This window comes from Micromonospora sp. 067-2 (assembly GCF_046549295.1).
Classification (GTDB): domain Bacteria; phylum Actinomycetota; class Actinomycetes; order Mycobacteriales; family Micromonosporaceae; genus Micromonospora.
On the sequence record NZ_JAJPWB010000004.1, the window covers coordinates 196,524 to 219,096 of the forward strand.

Below are 22,573 nucleotides of genomic sequence, written 5' to 3' on the forward strand. Positions count from 1 at the left end.
CCCGGATGGCCGGCCGTCACCCGGCGGGACGCACCAGCTCCGTCCCCGAGCTGTAGCATCCTGTTCAACCTTTGCCCCTTGGACGCATAGACTCCCTGCCGATGGACACACAGGTCGCCGACACGTTGCTGGGCTCGCTGATCGACGGGCGCTACCGCATTCGCGGTCGCGTGGCCCGTGGCGGCATGGCGACCGTGTACACCGCCACCGACGAACGCCTCGAGCGCACCGTCGCCGTAAAGATCATCCACCCGACCCAGGCACCGGAAGCTCGGGCCCGGATCGCCAACTTCGTGACCCGGTTCACCGACGAGGCCAAGACCATCGCCCGGCTGACCCATCCGAACGTGGTGGCGGTCTACGACCAGGGCACCCATGCCGGCCTGCCGTACCTGGTGATGGAGTACGTCCGCGGCCGCACGCTGCGTGACGTGCTGGCCGAGCGACGCCGGCTCGACCCGGACGAGGTACTGGCCATCGCCGAGCAGATGCTCGCCGCGATCGCCGCCGCGCACCGGGCCGGCCTGGTGCACCGCGACGTCAAGCCGGAGAACGTGCTGGTCGCCGAGGCGCCCACCGGTGGCGTCGCCAACCTGGTGGACAGCGTCGTCAAGGTGGCCGACTTCGGGTTGGCCCGGGCGGTCGAGGCGAGCGCCGACGACGAGCAGGGCAACCAGCTGATGGCCACCGTGGCGTACGTCGCCCCGGAGCTGGTCACCGAGGGCCGGGCCGATCCGCGCACCGACGTCTACTCGGCGGGCATCGTGCTGTTCGAGATGCTCACGGGCCGGGTCCCCTACGACGGGGACCGCCCGGTGGACGTCGCCTGGCAGCACGTCGACCGGGACGTGCCGGCGCCCTCGACGCTGGTGCCCAGTCTGCCGTCGGTCCTCGACGGCCTGGTGCAGCGGGCCACCCGACGCGACCCGGACGCCCGGCCCGCCAACGCCGGCGCGCTGCTGGCCGAGGTGCAGGTGGCCCGGGATCACCTGGGTGACGCCAACACCCGCACCGCCGTGCTGCACCGGGTGACCGACGAGCCGCCGGTCTCCCAGCCGACCATGATGGTCGCCACGGTCCGCCCGGCGCAGCGGCCGGCCTGGGCCCGGCTGCCCGAGGGCGGCCAGGGGCCGGGCCGACGGCGGGCTGCTCCGGAGCAGACGGAGGGCCTGCGGTCGCGGCTCGCCGAGCTGCGCGCCACCGTGCTGGGCCACCCCCGTGGTCGGCTGGCCGTCGCGGCCGTCGTGGTGGTGCTGGGTCTGGTGGCCGCCGGCGGCGGCTGGTGGTTCGGCGTCGGCCGCTACACGGCCGCCCCGCAGTTGGTCAGCCTGAGCAAGGCCGACGCGCAGGCGCAGGCCGACCGCGCCGGGCTCACCCTGGCCTACGGCGAGCCGCGGTACGACGAGAAGGCCCCGAAGGACAGCGTGCTGGGGCAGAGCCCGACGTCGACCACCAAGATCGTCAAGGGTGGCAAGATCACCCTGACCCTCTCCCTCGGCCCGGAGCGCTTCGGAGTCCCCGACGTGATCGGCAAGGAGTTCGAGCTGGCCGAGGCTGACCTGGTCAACGCCCAGCTGGTGGTGGCCAAGGGCACCGCCCGCTACGACGACAGCCTGCCCGCCGGCGTCGTGGTGGACAGCTCCCCGAAGGTGGGCACCGAGGTCCGACCGGGCGCGAAGATCACTCTCATCCTGAGCCGGGGTCGGGCGCCGGTGTCGGTGCCGAACCTCGTCGGCAGGAGCCTGACCGAGGCCCGGGCCACCCTGGCCCAACTCACCCTGGTGCCGGTGGAGACCTACAAGGATTCCGACAAGCCCAAGGACGAGATCCTCGGTCAGAGCCCGGCCGACGGCTCCGGCGTGGAGAAGGGCACCCAGGTCAAACTGGAGGTCAGCAAGGGTCCGCCGCTGGTGGCCGTACCCCGGGTGGTGGACCTGCCCTGCCCGCAGGCCAAGCAGGTGTTGGAGAGCCAGGGCTTCCCGGTGGCGATCCAGTTCAACCCCAATGCCGTGGTCCGCTTCCAGAACCCGGCCGAGAACTCGCAGGTGCCGCCGGGCACCCAGGTCACCATCGGGTGTCTGTGACATGCCGGTGACCTCCTCCAGACCGGTCGGCGCTCACACCCCCACGTCCGGCGGCCTGGCCAGGGCCGCACTGCCGTACGCCGAGGCGACCGGCGCCGAGGTGGTCCAGGTCTACGTCTCCAACTCGCGGGGCTGGGCCCTGCCGGCCGGCGACCCGGCGCAGGACGCGCTGTTCCGCGACGGCTGCGCCGAACGCGGCATTCCGGCCTTCATCCACGCCTCGTTGCTGGTGAACCTCGGATCGCCCACTCCGGCCACCGTGGAACGGTCGGCGCAGACGCTGGCGCACGCGCTGCGGCGGGGCGTCGCGATCGGTGCCCGGGCGGTGGTGTTCCACGCGGGCAGCTCGGTGGACGAGGGGTACGCCGAGGCGGCACTACGACAGGTCCGCCAGGAGCTGCTGCCGCTGCTCGACTGGGCCGCCGACGCCGGTGGGCCGATGCTGCTGGTCGAGCCGAGCGCGGGCGGCGGCCGCTCGCTCGCCTCCAGGGTGGAGCAGCTCGGGCCCTACCTGGACGCCGTGGACCGGCACCCCATGCTGGGGGTCTGCTTCGACACCTGCCACGCCTGGGCGGCCGGGCACGACCTGGCCGCCGAGGGCGGGATGACGGCGACCCTGGACACGCTGGTCTCCACGGTCGGTGCGGACCGGCTACGGCTGGTGCACGCCAACGACTCGAAGGATCTGCGCGGCTCCACCCGGGACCGGCACGAGAACATCGGCAAGGGCACCATCGGTGAGCCGGCCTTCGCCGAGCTGATGGCCCACCCGGCCACCGCCGGCGTCCCGATCGTCGTGGAGACCCCCAGCGAGAAGCACGTCGGCCACACCGCCGACATAGCCACCCTCACCCGCCTCCACCCCTAACCACCCCGCGCCCGCCCCACCCCGCGTCGGTCTAGGGAAAAACGTCGCTAGTTGATCGCCAGCCACGATGGTTCGCCCTAGATCGACGCCAGCCGGGGAGGGGTTAGGCGGACAGGATGCGGGGCAGGACGGCGGCCGCGCGGTCGATGTCGGCGTCGTCGAGGTCCAGGTGGGTGACCAGGCGGGCGGTACGCGGGCCGAGCACCGAGATCAGTACGCCCTCCACCCGCGCGGCAGCGGCCAGGGAACGCGCGTCCAGCGTGTGCTTGGTCAGATCCAGCGGAACCAGGTTGGTGCGGACCCCGGTGGCGAGCACGCCGAACGGCGCGACCACCTCGGCGAGCCGGGCCGCCCGGGCGTGGTCCTCAGCCAGCCGGTCGACATGGTGGGCGAGCGCGTACCGGCCGGCTGCCGCGAGGATGCCGGCCTGACGCATGCCCCCGCCCAGCCGCTTGCGGATCAGCCGAGCGCGTTCGACCTTTTCGGCGCTGGCCACCACCAGCGAGCCGACCGGCGCGCCAAGGCCCTTGGAGAGACAGACGGAGAGCGTGTCGAAGAGCCGGCCGTACTCGACCAGGGGCACCCCGTCGGCGACGTGCGCGTGCCAGATCCGGGCGCCGTCGCAGTGCAGCGCGACCTCCGCGTCGTCGGCGACCCGACGCAGCTCCCGCAGGGTGGCCAGCGGGATCACCCCACCACCGCCCCGGTTGTGGGTCTGCTCGACGGCGATCGCCCGGGTGGGAACGGCGAAGTAGCCGTCCGGCCGGATCATCCCGGCAACCGCCACCGGGTCGATGTCCGCGCCGACTGCCGGCCAGGTCCGCGAGGAGATCCCGCCGTACGCGGCCGCGGCGCCGATCTCGTACGTGACCACGTGCGCGTCGGCGTCGCAGAGCAGCTCGTTACCGGGTGACACCAGCAGTTGCAGGGCGATCTGGTTGGCCATCGACCCGCTCGGGGCGAACAGCGCCGCCTCGTGCCCGAACAGCGCGGCGACCTCGGCCTCCAGCGCGTTGACCGTCGGGTCCTCGCCGTAGACGTCGTCACCGACCTCCGCGGCGGCCATCACCTCCCGCATGCCGGAGGTCGGTCGGGTCACCGTGTCGGATCGCAGATCCACAAAATCAGCCACTGTCATCCCTTCGGCTGCCGACTGCGGGGCTCGCAAGCTCACTCCTCGCGTCAGCCACTGTCATCCCTTCGGCTGCCGACTGCGGGGCTCGCAAGCTCACTCCTCGCGTCAGCCACTGTCATCCCTTCGGCTGCCGACTGCGGGGCTCGCAAGCTCACTCCTCGCGTCAGCCACGGAGCATCTCCGCTACGAGGAAGGCCAACTCCAACGACTGCTGGGTGTTGAGTCGCGGGTCGCAGGCGGTTTCGTACCGGTCGGGCAGGTCCAGGTCCTCGATGCCCTGGGCGCCGCCGAGGCACTCGGTGACGTCCTCGCCGGTCAACTCGACGTGCAGGCCGCCGGGGTGGGTGTCCAGCCCCCGGTGCACCTCGAAGTAGCCGAGCACCTCGTCGACGATGCGGTCGAAGTGCCGGGTCTTGTAGCCGTTGGACGACTCGTGTGTGTTGCCGTGCATCGGGTCGCACTGCCAGACCACCTTGGCACCGGCGGCGGTGACCTTGGCGACGATCGGCGGCAGGGCGTCGCGCACCCGGTGGTTGCCCATCCGGCTGATCAGGGTGAGCCGGCCGGGCACGTTGTCGGGGTTGAGCTTCTCGCACAGCTCGATCGCCTCGTCCGGGGAGGTGGTCGGGCCGAGCTTGACGCCGATCGGGTTGGCGATCCGGGAGATGAAGTCGATGTGGGCGCCGGTGATCTGCCGGGTGCGTTCACCGATCCAGAGGAAGTGCCCGGACAGCCCGTACGCCCGGCGGTCGGAGACCCGGGTGAGCGCCCGGTCGTACTCCAGGGCGAGCGCCTCGTGGGAGCAGTAGAGCGTGACGGTGCGCAGCGCCTCGTCGTCGGTCATCCCGCAGGCCCGGATGAAGGCCAGCGCCCGGTCGATCTCCCGGGCGATCGCCTCGTAGCGCTCCCCGGCCGGGGAGTTCTTGACGAAGCCCTTGTTCCAGTCGTGCACCGCGTGCAGGTCGGCGAGCCCACCGGCGAGGTACGCCCGGAGCATGTTCATCGCCGCGGCCGAGTTGGCGTACGCCCGGATCATCCGCTGCGGGTCGGCGACCCGGGCGGTCGGGTCGGCCTCCAGTGAATTGATCATGTCGCCGCGGTAGGCGGGCAGGCCGCGCGCGTCGGTGGGCAGCGAGCGGGGCTTGGTGTACTGGCCGGCGACCCGGGCGACCTTGACCACCGGCAGCGACGCGCCGTAGGTGAGCACGATCGCCATCTGGAGCAGGGTGCGGGCGTTGGCCAGCAGGTGGCTCTCGGTGTTGTCGGCGAAGGTCTCGGCGCAGTCACCGCCCTGCAGCAGGAACGCCCTGCCCTCGCAGACCAGAGCCAGCTTCTGCCGGAGCTGGTCCACCTCGTAGGGCGCGACGACCGACGGCACGGTGTCGAGCACCTTGCAGACCTCGGCGACGGTGGACGGGTCGGACCACGGCGGGGTCTGTTCGCGCGGCAGGTCCCGCCACCGGTCCAGGCCGAGCGCGGCGTCCTCGGCGGAGTCGGCGGTCGGGCGGCTGGTCTGCAGGCCGGGGCCGCGCACCCCGGGATGGCTCAGCTGATGCCACTCATGGCGCATGAGGGAAAGCGTACGGCGACCGGGGGCGTGCCCGGGCGGCGAGGGGGACGGTTCCGGCAGGTGGGAGATCAATTCCAGCGGGCGCAGGTCAGGACGCGGGCGACGGAACGACGCCGGTCGGCTTCGCGCCGGCGGCCGGGGCGCCGCCGGGAGCCTCTCCCGCGATGCACCAGTCGCCGCCGTCGCGGGTGACGGTGAACACCAGCGGCCGGGTGACCTTGCTCTTGCCGGCGGTGACCGAGACCGAGACGCTGACCTCCTGGCCACGTGGGCCGGACCGCACGTCGGTGATGGCCGCCTCGGGCACCTCGAAGTGGTCGGCGAAGTCACCGTTGGGGCCGGTGGCGCCCAGGTCGAAGCCGTCGTGCAGCAGCGCGCAGAGCTGGCTCCGGCCGGCGGCGACGTCCTTGGCGGTCATCGCGTCGAGGTACGCCTGTACGCGTTCCCGGGACCGGGTCGCGGCCTCCTCGGCGGGGGCCCGATCGGGTTTGGCGGCAGGCTCGTCGCCGCCGTCGCCGCCGAATCCGCAGCCCATCAGGGCCAGCGGCAGCAGCACCAGCCCGGCGGCGGTCGCGGCCAGCCTGCGGCGGGTCGGACGCATGATCACCTCCGTCGAACGGGACATCGACTGCCGAGCCGCGAGTCTGCCACATCGGGGCCGAGCCGCCCAACGCCGGCGACCCGGCCGACGCTGGGCGTCGACCGGGCCGGTACCGCACGGGCGGGGAGGGGCGGTGCGGGCCCCTCCCCGCCGTGTGGGTGGTGCGTCGGCCCTCGGCCTCAGCCGAGGCCGCCCTTGATGGCGCCGATGAGCTCGCCGTTGCCGGTGTCACCGGAGAGCTCCCAGAAGAACGCGCCACCGAGGCCCTGATCCTTCGCGTACGTCATCTTGCCGTTGATGGTCGACGGGGTGTCGTAGCTCCACCAGTTGTTGCCGCACTTGGCGTACGCGGTGCCGGCGATCGTGCCGGTGGCCGGGCAGGTGTTCTTGAGGACCTTGTAGTCCTCGATGCCCGCCTCGTAGGTGCCCGGTGCCGCGCCGGTGGCACTGCCGCCCGGGGCGGCCTGGGTGACGCCGGTCCAGCCCCGACCGTAGAAGCCGATGCCGAGCAGCAGCTTGTTGGCCGGTACGCCCTTGCTCTTGAGCTTCTGGATCGCCGCGTCGGAGTTGAAGCCCTGCTGCGGGATGCCGGTGTACGACGTGAGCGGCGAGTGGGGAGCGGTGGGCCCCTGGGCGGCGAACGCGCCGAAGTAGTCGTACGTCATCGGCATGAGCCAGTTGAGGTTGCCCACGGCACCGGCGTAGTCGGCGGCGTCGATCTTGCCGCCGTTGCTGCCGTCCGCGGTGATCGCGGCGGTGACCAGAGCGTTGGCGCCGAACCTGGTCCGCAGCGCGCCGACCACGTTCTTGAATGCGTTCGGACCGCTGCTGTCACAGCTCAGACCGCAGGCGTTCGGGTACTCCCAGTCGACGTCGATGCCGTCGAAGACGTCCGCCCAGCGCGGGTCCTCGACCAGGTTGTAGCAGCTGTCGGCGAAGGCGGCCGGGTTCTGCGCGGCCTGGGTGAAGCCGCCGGACCAGGTCCAGCCACCGAACGACCAGATCACCTTCAGGTGCGGGTTCAGCTGCTTGAGCTTGCGCAGCTGGTTGAAGCTGCCGCGCAGCGGCTGGTCCCAGGTGTCGGCGACGCCGTCCACGCTGTCGGCCGCGGTGTACGCCTTGTCGTAGTCGGCATAGCTGTCGCCGATGGCGCAACGGCCACCGGTGGTGTTGCCGAAGGCGTACAGGATGTGGGTCAGCTTGGCGGCGGAGCCGCTGGTCTGGATGTTCTTGACGTGGTAGTTGCGGGCGTAGACGCCCCACTCGGCGAAGTAGCCGACGACCTTCTTGGCACCCGGGTTCGGCGGCGGCGTGGTGGGCGGCGGCGTGGTCGGCGGTGGGGTGGTGGGCGGCGGCGTGGTCGGCGGCGGAGTGGTGGGCGGCGGGGTGGTCGGCGGCGGGGTGCCTCCGCCGCACGCGGCGCCGTTGATGGTGCAGTTCAGCGGTGCGCGGTAGGCGCCGGTGCCGTTGTAACCCCAGCTGAACGAGGCGCCGGGCGCGATCCCGCCGGCCCAGCTCTTCTTGACCGCGACGTAGTGGTTGCCGCTGCTGGTCACGTCCGCGTCCCAGGCGCTGCCGATGGTGGTGCCCGAGGGCAGGTCGAACTCGATGCGCCAGGTGTCGACCGCGGCACTCGATGAGTTGGTGACGGTCACCTTCGTCTCGTGACCGGTCCCCCAGTCCTGGGTCTTGGTGAACGTGGCGGTGACACTGCCGGCGCCGAAGGCGGTCGTCATCGGCACCGCGGTGAGGGTCACGGCGACCACGGCACCGGCCCAGAGGGCCCGGCGGAGCGATCTTTTCATGAGGCGTCTCCCGAACTGTTAGGAAACTTTCCAAAAGAGATGGTGAGACGGTACTCACGGCGTCATCACTTCGTCAAGATGTGCATGTTTCGATTTCTTCTGGTGCGCGGAATGCGGCCCCTTCCGCCCGTTCCGGGCCCCCCGGTGGCCGACGCGTAATCTCGGACCATGACCGTTTTCGACATCCCGATCGACGCCCTCTCCGGCGGTTCCGCCGACCTGGCCCACTACCGGGGCAAGGCGCTGCTGGTGGTCAACGTCGCGTCCCGCTGCGGCCTCACCCCCCAGTACGCCGGTCTGCAGGCCCTCGCGGACTCCTACGCCGACCGTGGCCTGGTGGTGCTCGGCGTGCCCTGCAACCAGTTCGCCGGGCAGGAGCCGGGCAGTGCCGCCGAGATCAGCGACTTCTGCCAGGTCAACTACGGCGTCACGTTCCCGCTCACCGAGAAGGTCGACGTCAACGGCCCCGACCGGCACCCGCTCTACGACGCGCTCGTGGACACTCCGGACGCCGACGGGCACACCGGGGACGTCCGATGGAACTTCGAGAAGTTCCTCATCGCTCCGGACGGCACGGTCGCTGCCCGGTTCGCCCCCACCGTCGAGCCCGGCGCCGACGAACTACGCGCCGCCATCGAGAAGGCCCTGCCGGCCTGACCCCGCCTCAGCGCGGGAGGAAGCGCCACCGGGTGGCGTCGGAGATCGGGCGGTAGCCGATCACCTGGTAGATCTTGTTGCTGGTGGGGTTGGCGCGGTCGGTGTAGAGGGTGCAGCGGGTGGCGCCGGTGTCGAGCGCGTACCGGCTGGCATGTGCCACGCAGGCGCTCGCGTAGCCGCGACCACGCCGCGGCGGTGGGGTGTAGACCCCGCTGACCCGGGCGACCCGGGCGACCGGCCGGCTCAGCCAGGCTGTGGCGACCGGGGTGCCGGCGTCCTCCCAGAGCCAGAGCAGGTGGCCGTGCGGCAGCCGTGCGTCGATCTGCGCGGCGGGGTCGGCCGGCGGTCCGCCGGGTGCCGTCTCGGCGAGGAACGCGCCGGTCCAGGCCACCAGCAACTCCCGGTCGGCGCTCGTGGCAGGGCGGGCCCGCCCGGGTACGCCGACCGGCGGCCGGACCGTGTCCAGCTCGAAGATCCGCTGGGACGTGCCGGGTACGGCTGTCAGGTCGGCGTGCTCGGCGTACCGCTCGGTGAACCAGCCGACGGCCGGGACCGGGCCGTGCACCTCGACCAGCGGCGGCGCCGACCGGACGAAGTGGTCGGCGAGGGCCCGCGCGGCGGCCGGCGGCACGGCGCCGAGCAGCGGCCCGCGCGGCGGGGTGTGCACCGCCACGCCCACCGTCGCGCCCCCGTCGACCACCCGGACGAACCGCTCGCCACCGGAGAGTGGCACGTCCCCGGAGAGCCGGCCCGCGACGAGCGTGAGCAGTACGTTGTGCAGGACCGGCTCACGGCGCAACCAGGCGTCGGCTGTGGCGGCGAAGGTCGCGAGATCCTCGACGAGGCAACGCATGCCCGGCAGTCTGCGCCGACGATCGGGACGCCGGCAATCGAAATAACCCACCGGACCGGTCGGGAATGCGTCGTGGGTGGACGGAGTTGGGAACGAGCATGACAACTGTGGGACTGATCGGCAGTGGCAAGATCGGCGGTACGCTGGCACGGCTCGCGGTGGCCGCCGGCTACGACGTGGTGCTGAGCAACTCGCGGGGCCCCGAGACGCTCACCGACCTGGTCGACGAGCTGGGCGAGCGGGCCAGCGCCGGCACGCCGCAGGACGCGGCGCAGATCGGCGATCTGGTGGTGGTCACCGTGCCGCTCAAGGCGTACCGGGCGGTGCCCGTGGAGCCGCTGGCCGACAAGATCGTTCTGGACACCAACAACTACTACCCGCAGCGCGACGGGGCCTTCCCGGAGTTGGACTCCGGCGAGACCACCAGCAGCGAACTCCTTCAGAAGCACCTGCCGACGGCACGCGTGGTGAAGGTCTTCAACAACATCTTCTTCAAGCACCTGGCCGCACTGGGCCGGCCGACGGGCGCGGCCGACCGCAGCGCCCTCGCGATCGCCGGCGACGAGGCCGCCGCGAAGACCGAGGCGACGGGCTTCCTGGACCGGATCGGCTACGACACGGTGGACGCTGGCGCGCTTGCCGAGGGGTGGCGCTACCAGCCGGACACCCCGGCGTACGGCACGCTCTACTCGGCCGACCCGACGGACTGGGAGCGCCCGGCGCAGGGCGACGCCGAGACGCTACGCGCCCTCCTGGCCGCGGCCACCCGCTGACCGCCGACGGGCGGGCCACCGCCGGCCCGCCCGACGGCGTCACACCCCTCGCGCCGACCCCTACCAGCTGGTCGTGCGGAGAGCGGCGGCGAGTTCGTCGTCGTAGCTCGCGATCTGTCGACCGTCCGGGGCGTACGCGACGAGCCGGCCCTGGGCCATGCTCGCCGACCGGAACGAGAACGTCCGGGTCCCCGGATACGCGGCGAGCAGCGGAATGACCCGGGGTGATCCGCCCGGGGCCGAGTAGTACTCCAACCGGGCCACCCGTGGAGAGACCACGCCGTTGACCCGTACCTTGGTCTTCTCCGCCCGGGTGCCGAAGGTGACTGGCGCTTCGGTGCGGTACGCGGCGCACTCGGCCGGCCCACGGCAGACGAAGAAGTATCGCGGGTTGACCACGTCGCCGAGGTCGTACGCCTTGAAGGTCGGGTCAGCTCCGGCGGGCAGCGGTTGGACGGCGAAGAACGCGACCGCCGCCGCGGCCGTGACTCCGATCCGCAACCATGCCCGCCCGGCGGGCGGCCGCCGGTGCGTCCGTGCGGCGGCGGCGACCGCGACACCACCGAAGCCCGCCAGGCACAGCAGGCACACCCCGAGCGCACGGGCGTTCTCGAACAGGAACTGCACGCCCGGCCGGGTCGACACCGGGCTCAGCACCGCACCCAAGGAGACGACCATCGTGCCGAGCAGCGCCGCCCCGGCGGCCCGTTGGGTGACGCCGGACGCGCCGATCAACAGCATCGCGGCGAGCACCGGCCACACCTGGTGGTGGGTCCAGGACACCGGGGACGCGGCCACGGTGGCACAGCCGACGAGCACCGCGCCGTGCCCGGGCCGGCCCTGAACCGTCAGCTGGCGAGCCCGTAGCAGCGCCGCCGCGCAGATGAGCGCCACCAGGCCGGCCCAGAGCAGGGGCAGCACCGTCTCGTCGACCCCGATGCGCAGCAGCATCCCGTGCAGGGACTGGTTACCCAGGGAGGCCAGGTTGCCGATCCGCGAGGTCTGCCGCACGGCGTCGGTCCAGTAGGTCCAGCTCTCCCGGGGCAGCACGATCGCGCCGATCGCGGCGCACCCCAGGAACGTCGCCGCCGCACGGCCGGCGTCGCGGTAGCGGCCGATGGCGAGGAAGTAGACCACGAACAGCAGTGGGGTCAGCTTGATCGCGGCGGCCACGCCGACCAGCACCCCGCGCAGTCGGGGCGGGACGACGCCCATCCCGTCCAGCAGGGCCATCAGCACGATGAAGATGCTGACCTGCCCGAAGCGCAGGTTGCTCTGCACCGGCGCGGAGAGCATCAGCACCGTGGCCGCCACCGCCACCACCAGTGGGCGTCGGTGCCGTCCGGCGGTCAGCGCCACACCGACCGTCCCAGCGATGGCGACGACTGCCGCGCACGTCGCCACCAGCCAGAGCCCCTGCACCACGCCCTCACCGACGACGGTGATCGGCCCCAGCACGAGGGCGGCGAACGGCGGATAGGTGAACGGCCCGCCGTTGTCCGCGACGTAGCCGTACAGCGGTCGGCCGGCGTGCAGGTTGGACAGCGCGCTGTAGTAGATGTGCAGGTCGGAGAGGCGGTCCGCCCGCCGCAGCACGAGCACACAGGACACCAGCGCGACGACCACGAAGGCCGCCCACGCCAGCGCCACCCGGCGATCCCGCATCGACCGAGAATAGGCGAGCACGACGACCCTCGGCGGCCCGTCAGCCCCCGGGCACCGCCCCGTAAGGCCACGACCTGCACACCATCAGGGATGTTGGTGCCTCACGACGGTTCGAGGCGGCAGTTTCCCCGACGTCGAACAGCTCGTGGAGCACCCGCAGGGGCATGGTGACGAAAAGACGGGCGAAAACATTGACCTGCCAACTTGCGCTGCCGTCCCGCGCACGGGACTCTGTTTGCTGGGTTGTCACCCGATCACCGACCGTGCCCCCTCGGAGGCGACATGCACCAGCCCCGCACCGCGTCTCGCCGGCTGCTGGCCGGCGCCGGCGCGCTCCTGCTCGGCGCCGCTCTCACCGCGGCCGGCTCGCCGATGCCGGCCAGCGCCGCGACCGGCGCGGACAACGTCGGATACGTCCGGCTCGCCCACCTCTCCCCCGACACCCCGGCGGTGGACGTCTACCTGGCCGCCTCCGACACCGCGAAGCCGAAGGTCTTCCCCGGCGTCGGTTACGGCGTGGTCTCCGACTACCTCAAGCTGGCGCCCGGCCGGTACGCGGTCGCGATGCGGGAGGCCGGCGCCCCCGCCAGCGATCCCCCGGTGCTCACCACCGAAGTCGCGGTGACCAGCGGCGACGCCTACACGGTGGCCGGCGTCGGTCGGCACGCCGACCTGGGGCTGCGGGTGCTCAACGACGACATCAGCGCGCCCGACCAGGGTCGAGCCAAGGTGCGCGTCGTGCAGGCGTCGGTGCGCACCCCGGTGGTGGACGTGACCGCCGTCGACGGTCCGGTGATCGCCGACGGCGTCCAGTTCGCCACCACCACCGACTACGAGCAGGTCGACCCGGGAAGCTGGCGGCTGAGGCTCACCGGCGCCGGTGGGCCCAGCTCCGACGCCCAGGTGCAGCTGACCGGGGGCGCGGTCTACTCGCTGCTGGTGCTCGACGCGAAGCAGGGCGGGCTCACCGCCGAGCTGCGCCGCGACGCCGCGGGCGGCACCGTCGCACCGGCCGGCGGCGTGGACACCGGCGCCGGCGGCATCGCCGGGACCGGGCTCGGGACGTACCCCCTGGTGGTCGGCGGGTTGGCGGCGGCGGCCGTCGCGGTGAGCCTCCTCCTGTGGCGTCGGCGGCGGCGCACCACCTGGTGAGCACCGGGCCCGACCCGTCGATCCGGCGACACCGTGACCGCCGGGTGCCACTGGCCGCGCTGGTCGCGGCCGGTGCGGCGGTCTGTCTGGCCGCCGGCACCGGGGTCGGGCTCGCCACCACCAGCCGGGACCTGCCGCCGCCCTCGGCGATCTGGCACCCCGGCTGCACCGACAACTGCCCGTCCGTGGCGGCGGCGCCCACGCCGCAGGGTCCACCCACCCGGGTACGCGTGCCACGGATCGGCGTCGACTCGGCGCTCACGGTGCTGGGCCTGGACCGCGCCGGCGCGCTCATCCCGCCGGTCGACTTCGACACCGCCGGTTGGTACGGCGGCGGTCCGGCGCCCGGCGACACCGGCCCGGCCGTGCTCGCCGGGCATCTGGACTCGCGGCGCGGCCCGGGGGTATTCGCCCGGCTCGGCGAGCTGCGTCCGGGCGACGAGGTGGAGGTGTGGCGCGGCGGTCAGCGGGTGTCGTTCCGGGTGACCGGGTCGCTGCGTACCCGCAAGGACCGGTTTCCCACGGCGGCGGTCTACGGTCCGACGCCCGGCCCCGAGCTGCGGCTCGTCACGTGCGGCGGCGCCTTCGACAAGCGGCGCGGGCACTACACCGACAACGTGGTGGTGTTCGCGGTGACCGAGGCCGCCGGCACGGTGCTGCCGAGGTCCGCTGCCGGCTGACGTGCCTGATCCGATCTCGCGTGCGGCCGGCTCGCGTCAGATCGGGCGGCGGCCGGCGAAGCCGCACTCGACCCGGTGGTACCAGCGCACGTCGGAGTCGCCCTCCAGCCAGCACCACAGCACGACGCGCCCGGCCCGCTCGCCGGGAAAGTCGAGCAGCACCGGCGCGATGCTCTTGACCTGGATGTCGTGCTGGTGCAGCTCGTCGACCACGGCGTGCAGACGGGCCTCCAGCCCCTTCACCTCGGCCAACCCGCCGAGCGCGCTGACGCCGTGGTCGGCCAGGTCGGCGCGCAGCTCGGCCAGGTCGGCGCGGAGCCGGATCAGCTCGTCGACGCGCGGTCGCAGGGTGGCCACCAGGTGCCGGGCCTGGGCGAGTGTGAACACCGGGCAAGTATGCGGCACCCGCCGGACGTTGCCGGACCCCGCGACCGGCGCCAGCTCAGTCGGCCTGGGCGGCCAGCTCGCGTGCCCGGTCCCGGGCCGCCTCGAGCGCCGCGAGCAGCGCCGCCCGGACGCCGTGCTTCTCCAGCTCGCGGATGGCGGAGATGGTGGTGCCGGCCGGCGAGGTGACCGCCTCCCGCAGCTTGACCGGGTGCTCGCCGGAGTCACGCAGCATCACCGCGGAGCCGATCGCGGTCTGCACGATCAGCTCGTGCGCGACCTGCCGGGGCAGCCCGAGCAGGATCCCGGCGTCGATCATGGCCTCGACCAGCAGGTAGAAGTAGGCCGGGCCGGAGCCGGAGAGCGCCGTCACCGCGTCCTGCTGCGACTCGGGCACCCGGATCGTCTGGCCGAGCGGCTGGAACATCTCCTCGGCCAGCGCCAGGTGCGCCCCGGTGGCGTACGCGCCCGCCGAGATCGCCGTCATCGCCTCGTCGACCAGTGCCGGGGTGTTGGTCATCACCCGGACCACCGGGGTGCCCTCGGGCAACCGTCGGCTGAAGAAGCTGGTGGACAGCCCTGCGCACAGCGAGATGACCAGCTTGTCGGCGGGCACCTTGGGGCCGATCTCGTCGAGCAGCGCTCCGGCGTCCTGCGGTTTGACCGAGATCGCGAGCACCGCCGCCTCGTCCACGGCGGTCAGGTTGTCGACCACCCGTACGCCGTAGCGGGCGCTCAACTCCTCGGCCCGGGCCGTCCGTCGCGCGGTGGCCAACAACCGATCAACGGGCCATCCCGAACGCAGCAACCCGGAGAGCATCAGCTCCCCGATCTTGCCCGCCCCGACCACCGCAACGCTGTGCACCCCAACCGTCATGTCGCCGCACCCCTCCCTGACCCCGCCGATCTAGGGCGGATCGTCGTGAGTTGATCTCCTCGAACAGAAATATGCCCTAGATCGACGGGGTGGGGGGGTCAGCTGCCGAAGAAGACCTCGGCTTCGGCGTAGCGCTCCAGGGGGACGGTTTTCAGCTCGGCTGTGGCCTCGGACAGGGGCACTCGGACGATGTTGGTGCTCTGCATCGCGACCATCTTGCCCCAGTCGCCGTCGTTGACCGCGTCGATGGCCTGCAGGCCCAGGCGGGTGGCGAGCACCCGGTCGAACGCCGTGGGGGTGCCACCGCGCTGGATGTGACCCAGCACCACGGTGCGGGCCTCCTTGCCGGTCTTGGCCTCCAACTGCTCGGCCAGCCACTGGCCGATGCCGCCGAGGCGGACGTGCCCGAACGAGTCCAGCTCCTGGTTGGCCAACCGCATCTGGCCGTCCAGCGGCTGCGCGCCCTCGGCGACCACGACGATCGGGGCGTACTGGTGCTGGAAGCGCTTCTCGACGTAGCCGGCCACCTGCTCGACGTCGAACTGACGCTCGGGCAGCAGGATCACGTTGGCGCCACCGGCCAGGCCGGCGTGCAGGGCGATCCAGCCGGCGTGCCGGCCCATCACCTCGACGACCAGGGTGCGGTGGTGGCTCTCCGCGGTGGTGTGCAGCCGGTCGATGGCCTCCATCGCGATGTTGACCGCGGTGTCGAAGCCGAAGGTGTAGTCGGTGGCGCCGAGGTCGTTGTCGATCGTCTTCGGCACTCCGACCACGTGCACGCCCAGCTCGTAGAGCTTGGTGGCCACGCCGAGGGTGTCCTCGCCGCCGATCGCGATCAGCGCGTCCACGCCCTGGCTGGCGAGGTTGTCCTTGATCCGCTCGACGCCGTTTTCGATCTTGAACGGGTTGGTTCGGGACGAGCCGAGGATGGTGCCGCCGCGGGGCAGGATGCCGCGGACGTCGGCAATGTCCAGGGGGCGGGACAGACCCTCCAGCGGGCCCTTCCAGCCGTCCCGGAAGCCCACGAACTCGTGACCGTAGGTGGCGACGCCCTTGCGGACCACCGCCCGGATGACCGCGTTGAGACCGGGGCAGTCGCCGCCGCCGGTGAGCACGCCGATACGCATGATCCGCTCATCCTCCTGGAGCATCAGGTAAAGCCCGATTTGCCCCAGGATATGTGTCAGGTCAGACCATCGGCGCCGTTGCCGGCCCGGGGCGGGCCGTCACTGCGAACTGTAGTCGGCCTGCCTGTACGGCGACAGCGCGCCCCGGACGCCCCGCGACCGGTCGCGGTCAGTAGGTCACCTCGTGGTTCTCGCCGGGGTTCGGCGGCTGGCCGGTGACCGCGGCCTTGGCGAAGCCGAGCAGATTGACCACGGTGCTGCTGGGCGAGTCCCAGTACTCCGCCGAGGTCGCGTGCACCTTGATCAGCGTCAGGCCGGGCGTGTCCAGCCCGTCCGGGAACCACACCTTGAGCAGCGGGCTCCACAGCCGCTCGGCGCGGGACCGGTCGAAGCCCTCGTTGGCCGTGCCGGAGATCGACACCCAGGCGTTGTGCTTCTGGTCGGAGAAGGCCACGTTGACCTCCGGGTTCACCCGGATCTGACGGACCTTGGCAGAGTCGGCATAGGCGAAGAACCACAGTTCGCCGTCGAAGTCGGCCTCCTGGAGGCCCATCGGCCGGCTCACCTGCCGCCCGTCGACGGCGATCGTGGTGAGCATGCAGATCCGCGCGGCCCGGGCCAGCTCGGTGACCCGGGTGCGGGCCTCGGCCGCGGTGGTCGGCTCGTTGCTCATGGCTGTCTCCCTCAATCGGCTCGTCGAACCGATGCCCGGGACAGAACTGGTCAAACATCCGACGGTACGGCCGGCAGCCACGACCCCCGATCTCAGCGGGCCGTCATCGCCCGCCAGCGGGCCACGTTGTGTCGGGCATCGACCAGGGCGTCGTGCCGGGCCGCGTCCGCGTCCGGGAGGGTCGGGCGGCCGCGGTCGTCCCAGAGCTGCCGCAGGTCCTTGGTGAACCGGGGGATCTCCCGGGGCAGCGCCGGCATCGCACCCCAGAGCTGGGCGAGCACCACATGGTCGTACGCGGCGTACCAGGCCCACAGCTCCAGTTGCTCCCCCGGCCGGTCCCGGACCGGTTCGACGAGGAAGTCGTACAGGTCGTCGCGGATACGTTCCCGGGAGCGCCAGGAACGGTCGGCCGGCGACGGCAGCTTGTCCAGTACGTTGCGCCGGACCCAGGGCACGGCGCGGGAGTCGTCGAACTCCGTGGAGACCGCGTAGAACTCGCGGCCGTACTCGTCGACGACACCGATCGAGACGAGGTCGACGATGCGCCCGTCCTCGATGAACTCGCAGTCGTAGAAGTAGCGGTAGACCATTCCGGCCATCCTCGCCCACCCTCGCGCGGCGGTGGACGGCGGGGCCGGCGGACGGCGGCCGTCGGCATGGATCCGCACCTGGGAAAGCGGTACGCCCCAGCTCGCGACGGTCACGGAAGTGCTTCGAGGGGTGTACAGCAAGCGACCGGACCGTCATGATCTGATGGGTACCGCTACCGGACGCCGAACCGGTGTCAGTTCACCTTGTCAGGGCCATCAGGTTCACCCGGTGAGCGAGTTGTGGTCCATGACCGGGGAGGGGTTGGGCCGTGGAGATGCGCCTGCCGGAGCCGGGTGACGCGCTCACGGGTGTGGAGATGTTCGCCGGGCTGGAGCCCGAGGTGCGGCAACGCGTCATCGCCGCCGCCGTTCCGCGCACCTACCGCAAGGGTCAGCTGCTCTTCGTGGAGAACGACCCGGGCGAGTCGCTGATCGTGTTGCGCCGCGGCGCGGTGGCCGTCTTCCGCACCGCACCCACCGGTGAGCGGGCGGTGCTGTCGGTGATCCGTCCACCGGACGTGCTCGGCGAGGTCTCCCTGCTCGACGCCTCCACCCGGTCGGCCTCGGCCGAGGCCATTGAGGACTGCGCGGCGCTCGCGCTGTCCCGGGGCGCTTTCATGGAACTCGTCCACTCCAACCCGCGCATCCTGGACGCGGTGATGCGCTCGCTGGGCGGCCTGATCCGCCGGCTCACCGAGCAGAACGCCGACCACGTCTTCCTCGACCTGCCGGGTCGGGTGGCCAAGACGCTGGTCCGGCTCGCCGGTGAGAGCCAGGCACCGATGATCACGATCGAGCTCAACCAGAGCCAGCTCGCCGAGATGGCCGGCGGCTCCCGGCAGAGCGTCAACCAGGCCATCGGGTCGTTCGCCAGCCGGGGTTGGCTGCGCACCGAGGGGCGCCGCATCGTGGTGACCGACGTGGCCGCGCTGCGCCGGCGCGCCGGCATGAACGACCGCTGAGGGCGCCCGCGCGGGCGGGGTCCCCGGATACGGACACGACGCGGCCGGGCCACCCGAGGGCGGCCCGGCCGCGTCGTCGCGTCACCGACGCTGAGTCAGACTCCGGCGCTGCCCGGCCCGGCCCACTGGTCCGGGCCCTTGCCGTCCTTGCCCTTACCGTGGGACTGCTCGCTGACGATGCCCTCGGCCTGCAGGTTGGCGAGGGTGGCGGCGTCGACATCCACCGACTCACCCGCGGAGTGGTTGACTCCGTTGCCGTCGGTCCAGTCACTCTCCAACTTGACGTACACCATGACCTGTCCCCCTCTGGTCGCTGATCGATATCTGGCCGCCTGAATCTAATGCGTCAACCCCTCGGTGGAGTGTCCACAAACCAACAGCCCGGTACCTGACAGCCACGTCGACAGTGATACTTCCACTCAGGGGACGCCGTGCGCGTCCGCCGGTTTCACCCCAGTGGAGGATGTCATCGCCGCGCAGTGTGGGCGCTGTGGACGTACGGCCTCTGACGGCGATCGTTTCTGCGGTGGCTGTGGGGCCGAGCTGGGCGCGGTCTGCCCGCACTGCCTGCGTCCGCTCGCCTCGGACGTCACCTTCTGCACCTCGTGCGGGTCACCCCGCCCGGGCGCGGACCGCGCGGCGGGCGCGGTCACCCCGCAGGAGGACCGCCGCCGGGTGAGCGTGCTCTTCGTCGACCTGATCGACTTCACTCCGTACGTCGAACGGACCGACCCGGAGCAGGTCCGCGGCATGCAGACCGGCTTCTTCTCGGCCGCGCGCCGGGTCGTCGGCCAGTACGGCGGCGTGGTGGAGAAGTACATCGGCGACGCGGTGATGGCGCTCTTCGGCGCCCCGATCGCCACCGAGACCGACGCGCTGCGCTGCGTACGGGCCGGACTGGAGCTGCAACGGGTGCTGACCCGTTTCGCGCCCACCGGCAGCACCGAGCTGCGGTTCCGGGTCGGGGTGGCCACCGGTGAGGCGCTGGTCGACGTGGCCGCCGCCCGCGACGGCGGGCAGGCAATCGTGGCCGGCGACGTGGTCAACACGGCCTCACGGATGCAGTCGGTCGCACCACCGGGCGGGGTGCTGGTGTGCGGCACCACGCACGCGCTGACCAAGGACGCGATCCGCTACGAGGAGCAACCCCCGGTCACCCTGCGCGGCCGGTCGGCGCCGACCGAGGTGTGGCTCGCCCTGTCCCCACTGCGCCGGCAGCCCACCGACCGTGAGCCGGACACCACGCCCCTGGTCGACCGTGAACATGAGCTGGGCATGCTGGTCAACGCCCTGCACCGGTCGCTGCGCGACCGGCTGCCGCAGGTGGTGACCATCTTCGGCCGGGCCGGTATCGGCAAGAGCCGGCTGCTGCGGGAGCTGCACCGGCACACCGGCCGGCTGGTCGACGAGCCGCTGACCTGGCGGACGGGACGCTGCCCGCCCTTCGGGGAGAACGTCACGTTCGCCGCGCTGGCCGACATCGTCAAGTCCGAGGCCGGCATCCTGGACACCGATCCGGCCGGCAGCGCGGCACAGCGGCTGGCGTCGGCCGTCGGTGAGCTGATCGGCCCGGGCGAACGGGACCGGGTGGTGGACGCCCTGTGCCCGCTGGTCGGGCTGCCCGGCACGCCGCTGCCCGCCGAGGAGGCGGAGTCGGCGTGGCGGCGCTTCCTGCTGGCGTTGGCCGCCCGCCGCCCCACCGTGCTGGTCTTCGAGGACCTGCACTGGGCCGACGACGCGATGCTGCGTTTCGTGGAGCTGCTCGGCGCGGCGGCCCGCGAGGTGCCGCTCCTGCTGCTCTGCACCGCCCGTCCCGAGCTGGTCGACCGGGACCCGAGCTGGGCCGGCACCATCACCGGCTCGGTGACCATCACCCTGCCGCCGCTGCGGGACACGGGCATCGCCGCGCTGTACGCGCACATGTTCGGCCAGGCCGCGTTCTCCGCCGACATGCTGAGCCCGCTGATCGAGGTGGCCGGCGGCAACCCGCTCTACGCCCACGAGTACGTCCGGATGCTGATCGAGCAGGGTGCGTTGCGCCAGTCCGGGCGCGGCTGGTCGCTGGACAAGCAACTCGAGCTGGCCATGCCGGAGAGCGTGCACGCGGTGATCGCCAACCGGGTGGACCTGCTGGACGCCAAGGACCGTGCCGTCCTACTGGCCGCCTCGGTGGTCGGCGTGCAGTTCTGGCCCGGCGCGGTGGCCGCCGCACTGGGGCAGCCGGTCGAGTCGGTCGAACGCTCGCTGCGCCGGCTGGAGCAGCGCGACTTCGTCCACGAGCAGGCGGCGTCGACGATGGCCGGGCAGGCCGAGTTCCGGTTCCGGCACGTGCTGGTGCGTGACGTCTGCTACCAGCGGCTCCCGCGTACCGAGCGGGTGGCCCGGCACGAGCGGGCCGCGGACTGGCTCGACGCGCTGTCACACAGCCGTGACACCGACCTCGCCGAGGTGCTCGCCCACCACCGCTGGGCGGCCCACGAGATCGCCCGGTCACTCGGCATGCAGGTCCGCCGGTACGCGGGGCCCGCACGGCAGGCGCTGCACCGGGCGGCCCGGCGGGCGTACGCGCTGCACGGCCTGGACGCGGCGGCGAGCCACGCGGGCCGGGCGCTCGGTCTGACCGACGACAGCGACCCGGTGGACCGCCTCCAGTTGGAGCTGCTGAGCACGGAGATCTCGTTCTACCGGGACGGCAACGCGTTCCTCTCCGGGGGTGGCCCGGAGCAGGTGCACGCGCTCGCCGACCGGCTGCTGGCGCACGGCGACGACCCGTGCGCAGCGCGGGCGTGGACGCTGCTCGGTCAGGCCGCCTGGCTGCGCGCCGACCGGAGCGACGCGTTGGCCTGCCTGGACCGCGCGGTGCAGCTGTTCGAGCCGCTGTCGGACACCCCGCAGAAGGCGGACGCGTACGCCGAGCTGGGCCGCCTGCACATGCTCAACTACGAGCGGGACCAGGCCGTGGCGGCGGCGGACACCGCGGCGGAGATCGCCGAGCGGTTGGGTCTCACCGAGACCCGCACCAACGCCCGGATCACCGCGGCCACGGCCCGCTACCAGTCCGGCGACCGGGTGGGCCTGGACGAGCTGCACGCGATCGTCGAGTTCAGCCGCGTCGGTCAACTGCTGGCGCTGCCCCGGGCCACGCAGAACCTCGCGTGGGCGGTCCGGGAGGAGGGTGACTGGCTGCGCTCCGACGCCCTGCTGTCGGCCGCGCCGGCGCGTACCGCCAGCGGGCAGACCCTGACCACCAGCTACTCGGCGGAGGCGATGCGCGCCTGGTTCGAGGGCGACTTCGGTCGGCTGCTCACGGCGGCGGAGGCGTTCGTGGACACCCCGACGGGGAGCTGGGACATGCAGGTGCGGGGGCTCCGCAGCTGCCTGCTGGTGCTGCGCGGCCAACCGGTCCCACCAGCCGGAAACGCCGCAGCGGGGCGGCCGGCCGGTCCCGGGCACCTCGACGACGTCACTGCGGCGTTGCACACGGCGCGCAGCAGCGGGTTCCACCGGCTGCACTGGACGATGCTCGGCATGGCTGCCCTGTGCCGGGCGTTGCAGGGCAGGGAGACGGAGGCGGCCGAGCTGATCGGTGAGCTGGACGCCTCCTGGTCCGCGGTGCCGGCCCTGGCCAGCGGGGAGTGGATCGCGGCGGCGGCGTACGCGGCCAGCCTCGCCGGCCGGGACGCAGCGGTGCGGGTACGCACGATGCTCGACCGCGTCGGGCACCGTACCCCCTGGTCGGAGGCGGCGCTGCACACGGTGACCGCCGCGGTGGCCGCCGCGGACGGCGATCACCGGCGGGCCGCCGAGCTACACCTGGCCGCGGGTGACATCTACGGCCAGGTACCGGACGTCTCGGACCGGGTCCTGGCGCTCGCTTTCGCCGCGGCGGAGATGAAACGGGCCGGCGACCGGATCAGCCTCCAGGGCCCGCTGGCCGACGTCCGGAGGTTCGCCGCGCGCAACGGGGCGCCGGGCCTGCTCACCCTTGCCGGTCATCCGACCGCCGCCGCTTCCCTCGCCTCCTGAGGCGTCACCCACCGGACACCGGGACCGGTCCGTCCACGTGCCCCCTTGACCTTGCCCCATGGGCAGGCTCCAGCCTGGTTCGTACCGGTCG

The 22,573-nt window shown here is 72.3% G+C and carries 20 protein-coding genes; 8 read left to right on the plus strand and 12 right to left on the minus strand.

Annotated features, from left to right (window positions below; genetic code table 11):
* The first annotated feature begins 101 nt into the window (after positions 1–101).
* Positions 102–2,084, plus strand: coding sequence for a Stk1 family PASTA domain-containing Ser/Thr kinase (pknB, locus tag ACLJN9_RS10680; RefSeq protein ID WP_410810998.1), 1,983 nt, complete (start codon positions 102–104; stop codon positions 2,082–2,084).
* A 1-nt stretch (position 2,085) separates the two neighbouring features.
* The gene (locus tag ACLJN9_RS10685) at positions 2,086–2,952 is read left to right on the plus strand and encodes a deoxyribonuclease IV (protein ID WP_410810999.1); all 867 of its coding nucleotides are present in this window, start codon (positions 2,086–2,088) and stop codon (positions 2,950–2,952) included.
* A gap of 103 nt (positions 2,953–3,055) precedes the next feature.
* Here ACLJN9_RS10685 and ACLJN9_RS10690 read toward each other — a convergent pair whose 3' ends face one another.
* From ACLJN9_RS10690 to ACLJN9_RS10705, 4 genes are all read right to left on the minus strand, one after another.
* Complete coding sequence (locus tag ACLJN9_RS10690; RefSeq protein WP_410811000.1) at positions 3,056–4,084, minus strand: threonine aldolase family protein; 1,029 nt, start codon at positions 4,082–4,084, stop codon at positions 3,056–3,058.
* Positions 4,085–4,250: 166 nt separating this feature from the next.
* The gene (locus tag ACLJN9_RS10695; protein ID WP_410811001.1) at positions 4,251–5,657 is read right to left on the minus strand and encodes a class II 3-deoxy-7-phosphoheptulonate synthase; all 1,407 of its coding nucleotides are present in this window, start codon (positions 5,655–5,657) and stop codon (positions 4,251–4,253) included.
* A gap of 88 nt (positions 5,658–5,745) precedes the next feature.
* Positions 5,746–6,258: a nuclear transport factor 2 family protein gene (locus tag ACLJN9_RS10700; RefSeq protein ID WP_410811002.1), complete on the minus strand. Its 513-nt coding sequence runs from the start codon at positions 6,256–6,258 to the stop codon at positions 5,746–5,748.
* Positions 6,259–6,437: 179 nt separating this feature from the next.
* Positions 6,438–8,063, minus strand: coding sequence for a glycosyl hydrolase family 18 protein (locus ACLJN9_RS10705; protein ID WP_410811003.1), 1,626 nt, complete (start codon positions 8,061–8,063; stop codon positions 6,438–6,440).
* A gap of 168 nt (positions 8,064–8,231) precedes the next feature.
* Here ACLJN9_RS10705 and ACLJN9_RS10710 point away from each other — a divergent pair, with 168 nt between their 5' ends.
* A complete protein-coding gene (locus ACLJN9_RS10710) occupies positions 8,232–8,720 on the plus strand; it encodes a glutathione peroxidase (RefSeq protein ID WP_410811004.1) in 489 nt (162 codons plus the stop codon).
* Between the two features lie 7 nt (positions 8,721–8,727).
* Here the strand turns inward: ACLJN9_RS10710 and ACLJN9_RS10715 are convergent, their stop codons facing one another.
* Complete coding sequence (locus ACLJN9_RS10715; RefSeq protein ID WP_410811005.1) at positions 8,728–9,573, minus strand: GNAT family N-acetyltransferase; 846 nt, start codon at positions 9,571–9,573, stop codon at positions 8,728–8,730.
* Positions 9,574–9,671: 98 nt separating this feature from the next.
* Here ACLJN9_RS10715 and ACLJN9_RS10720 point away from each other — a divergent pair, with 98 nt between their 5' ends.
* On the plus strand, positions 9,672–10,346 hold the full coding sequence (locus tag ACLJN9_RS10720; protein WP_410811006.1) for an NADPH-dependent F420 reductase: 675 nt from the start codon (positions 9,672–9,674) through the stop codon (positions 10,344–10,346).
* A 60-nt stretch (positions 10,347–10,406) separates the two neighbouring features.
* On the opposite strand, the gene ACLJN9_RS10725 is transcribed toward ACLJN9_RS10720, so the two are convergent.
* A complete protein-coding gene (locus tag ACLJN9_RS10725; RefSeq protein ID WP_410811007.1) occupies positions 10,407–12,011 on the minus strand; it encodes a glycosyltransferase 87 family protein in 1,605 nt (534 codons plus the stop codon).
* Between the two features lie 282 nt (positions 12,012–12,293).
* Between ACLJN9_RS10725 and ACLJN9_RS10730 the strand changes: the two genes are divergently transcribed.
* Both ACLJN9_RS10730 and ACLJN9_RS10735 read left to right on the plus strand, forming a co-directional pair.
* Positions 12,294–13,163, plus strand: coding sequence for a DUF4397 domain-containing protein (locus ACLJN9_RS10730; protein WP_410811008.1), 870 nt, complete (start codon positions 12,294–12,296; stop codon positions 13,161–13,163).
* Positions 13,133–13,843: a class F sortase gene (locus ACLJN9_RS10735; protein ID WP_410811009.1), complete on the plus strand. Its 711-nt coding sequence runs from the start codon at positions 13,133–13,135 to the stop codon at positions 13,841–13,843. Before ACLJN9_RS10730 ends, ACLJN9_RS10735 begins: the two co-directional genes overlap by 31 nt.
* A gap of 36 nt (positions 13,844–13,879) precedes the next feature.
* Here the strand turns inward: ACLJN9_RS10735 and ACLJN9_RS10740 are convergent, their stop codons facing one another.
* The 5 genes from ACLJN9_RS10740 to ACLJN9_RS10760 form a co-directional block, all read right to left on the minus strand.
* Positions 13,880–14,230: a DUF2203 domain-containing protein gene (locus ACLJN9_RS10740; protein WP_410811010.1), complete on the minus strand. Its 351-nt coding sequence runs from the start codon at positions 14,228–14,230 to the stop codon at positions 13,880–13,882.
* A 55-nt stretch (positions 14,231–14,285) separates the two neighbouring features.
* Positions 14,286–15,104 carry a pyrroline-5-carboxylate reductase gene (gene proC / locus ACLJN9_RS10745; protein WP_410811011.1) on the minus strand — a complete coding sequence of 273 codons (819 nt, stop codon included), beginning with the start codon at positions 15,102–15,104 and terminating at the stop codon, positions 14,286–14,288.
* A gap of 98 nt (positions 15,105–15,202) precedes the next feature.
* The gene (locus ACLJN9_RS10750; RefSeq protein WP_410811439.1) at positions 15,203–16,231 is read right to left on the minus strand and encodes a 6-phosphofructokinase; all 1,029 of its coding nucleotides are present in this window, start codon (positions 16,229–16,231) and stop codon (positions 15,203–15,205) included.
* A 169-nt stretch (positions 16,232–16,400) separates the two neighbouring features.
* On the minus strand, positions 16,401–16,904 hold the full coding sequence (locus ACLJN9_RS10755; protein WP_410811012.1) for a pyridoxamine 5'-phosphate oxidase family protein: 504 nt from the start codon (positions 16,902–16,904) through the stop codon (positions 16,401–16,403).
* A 92-nt stretch (positions 16,905–16,996) separates the two neighbouring features.
* The gene (locus tag ACLJN9_RS10760; RefSeq protein ID WP_410811440.1) at positions 16,997–17,494 is read right to left on the minus strand and encodes a polyadenylate-specific 3'-exoribonuclease AS; all 498 of its coding nucleotides are present in this window, start codon (positions 17,492–17,494) and stop codon (positions 16,997–16,999) included.
* A gap of 269 nt (positions 17,495–17,763) precedes the next feature.
* On the opposite strand from ACLJN9_RS10760, the gene ACLJN9_RS10765 reads away from it, so the two are divergent.
* Positions 17,764–18,456 (plus strand): Crp/Fnr family transcriptional regulator, encoded by a 693-nt coding sequence (locus tag ACLJN9_RS10765; protein WP_007463121.1) that lies wholly within the window; start codon positions 17,764–17,766, stop codon positions 18,454–18,456.
* Positions 18,457–18,551: 95 nt separating this feature from the next.
* Here ACLJN9_RS10765 and ACLJN9_RS10770 read toward each other — a convergent pair whose 3' ends face one another.
* The gene (locus ACLJN9_RS10770; protein WP_410811013.1) at positions 18,552–18,749 is read right to left on the minus strand and encodes a hypothetical protein; all 198 of its coding nucleotides are present in this window, start codon (positions 18,747–18,749) and stop codon (positions 18,552–18,554) included.
* Between the two features lie 163 nt (positions 18,750–18,912).
* Here ACLJN9_RS10770 and ACLJN9_RS10775 point away from each other — a divergent pair, with 163 nt between their 5' ends.
* Positions 18,913–22,482, plus strand: a complete 3,570-nt coding sequence (locus ACLJN9_RS10775) for an ATP-binding protein (RefSeq protein ID WP_410811015.1) — start codon at positions 18,913–18,915, stop codon at positions 22,480–22,482.
* Positions 22,483–22,573: the final 91 nt, after the last annotated feature.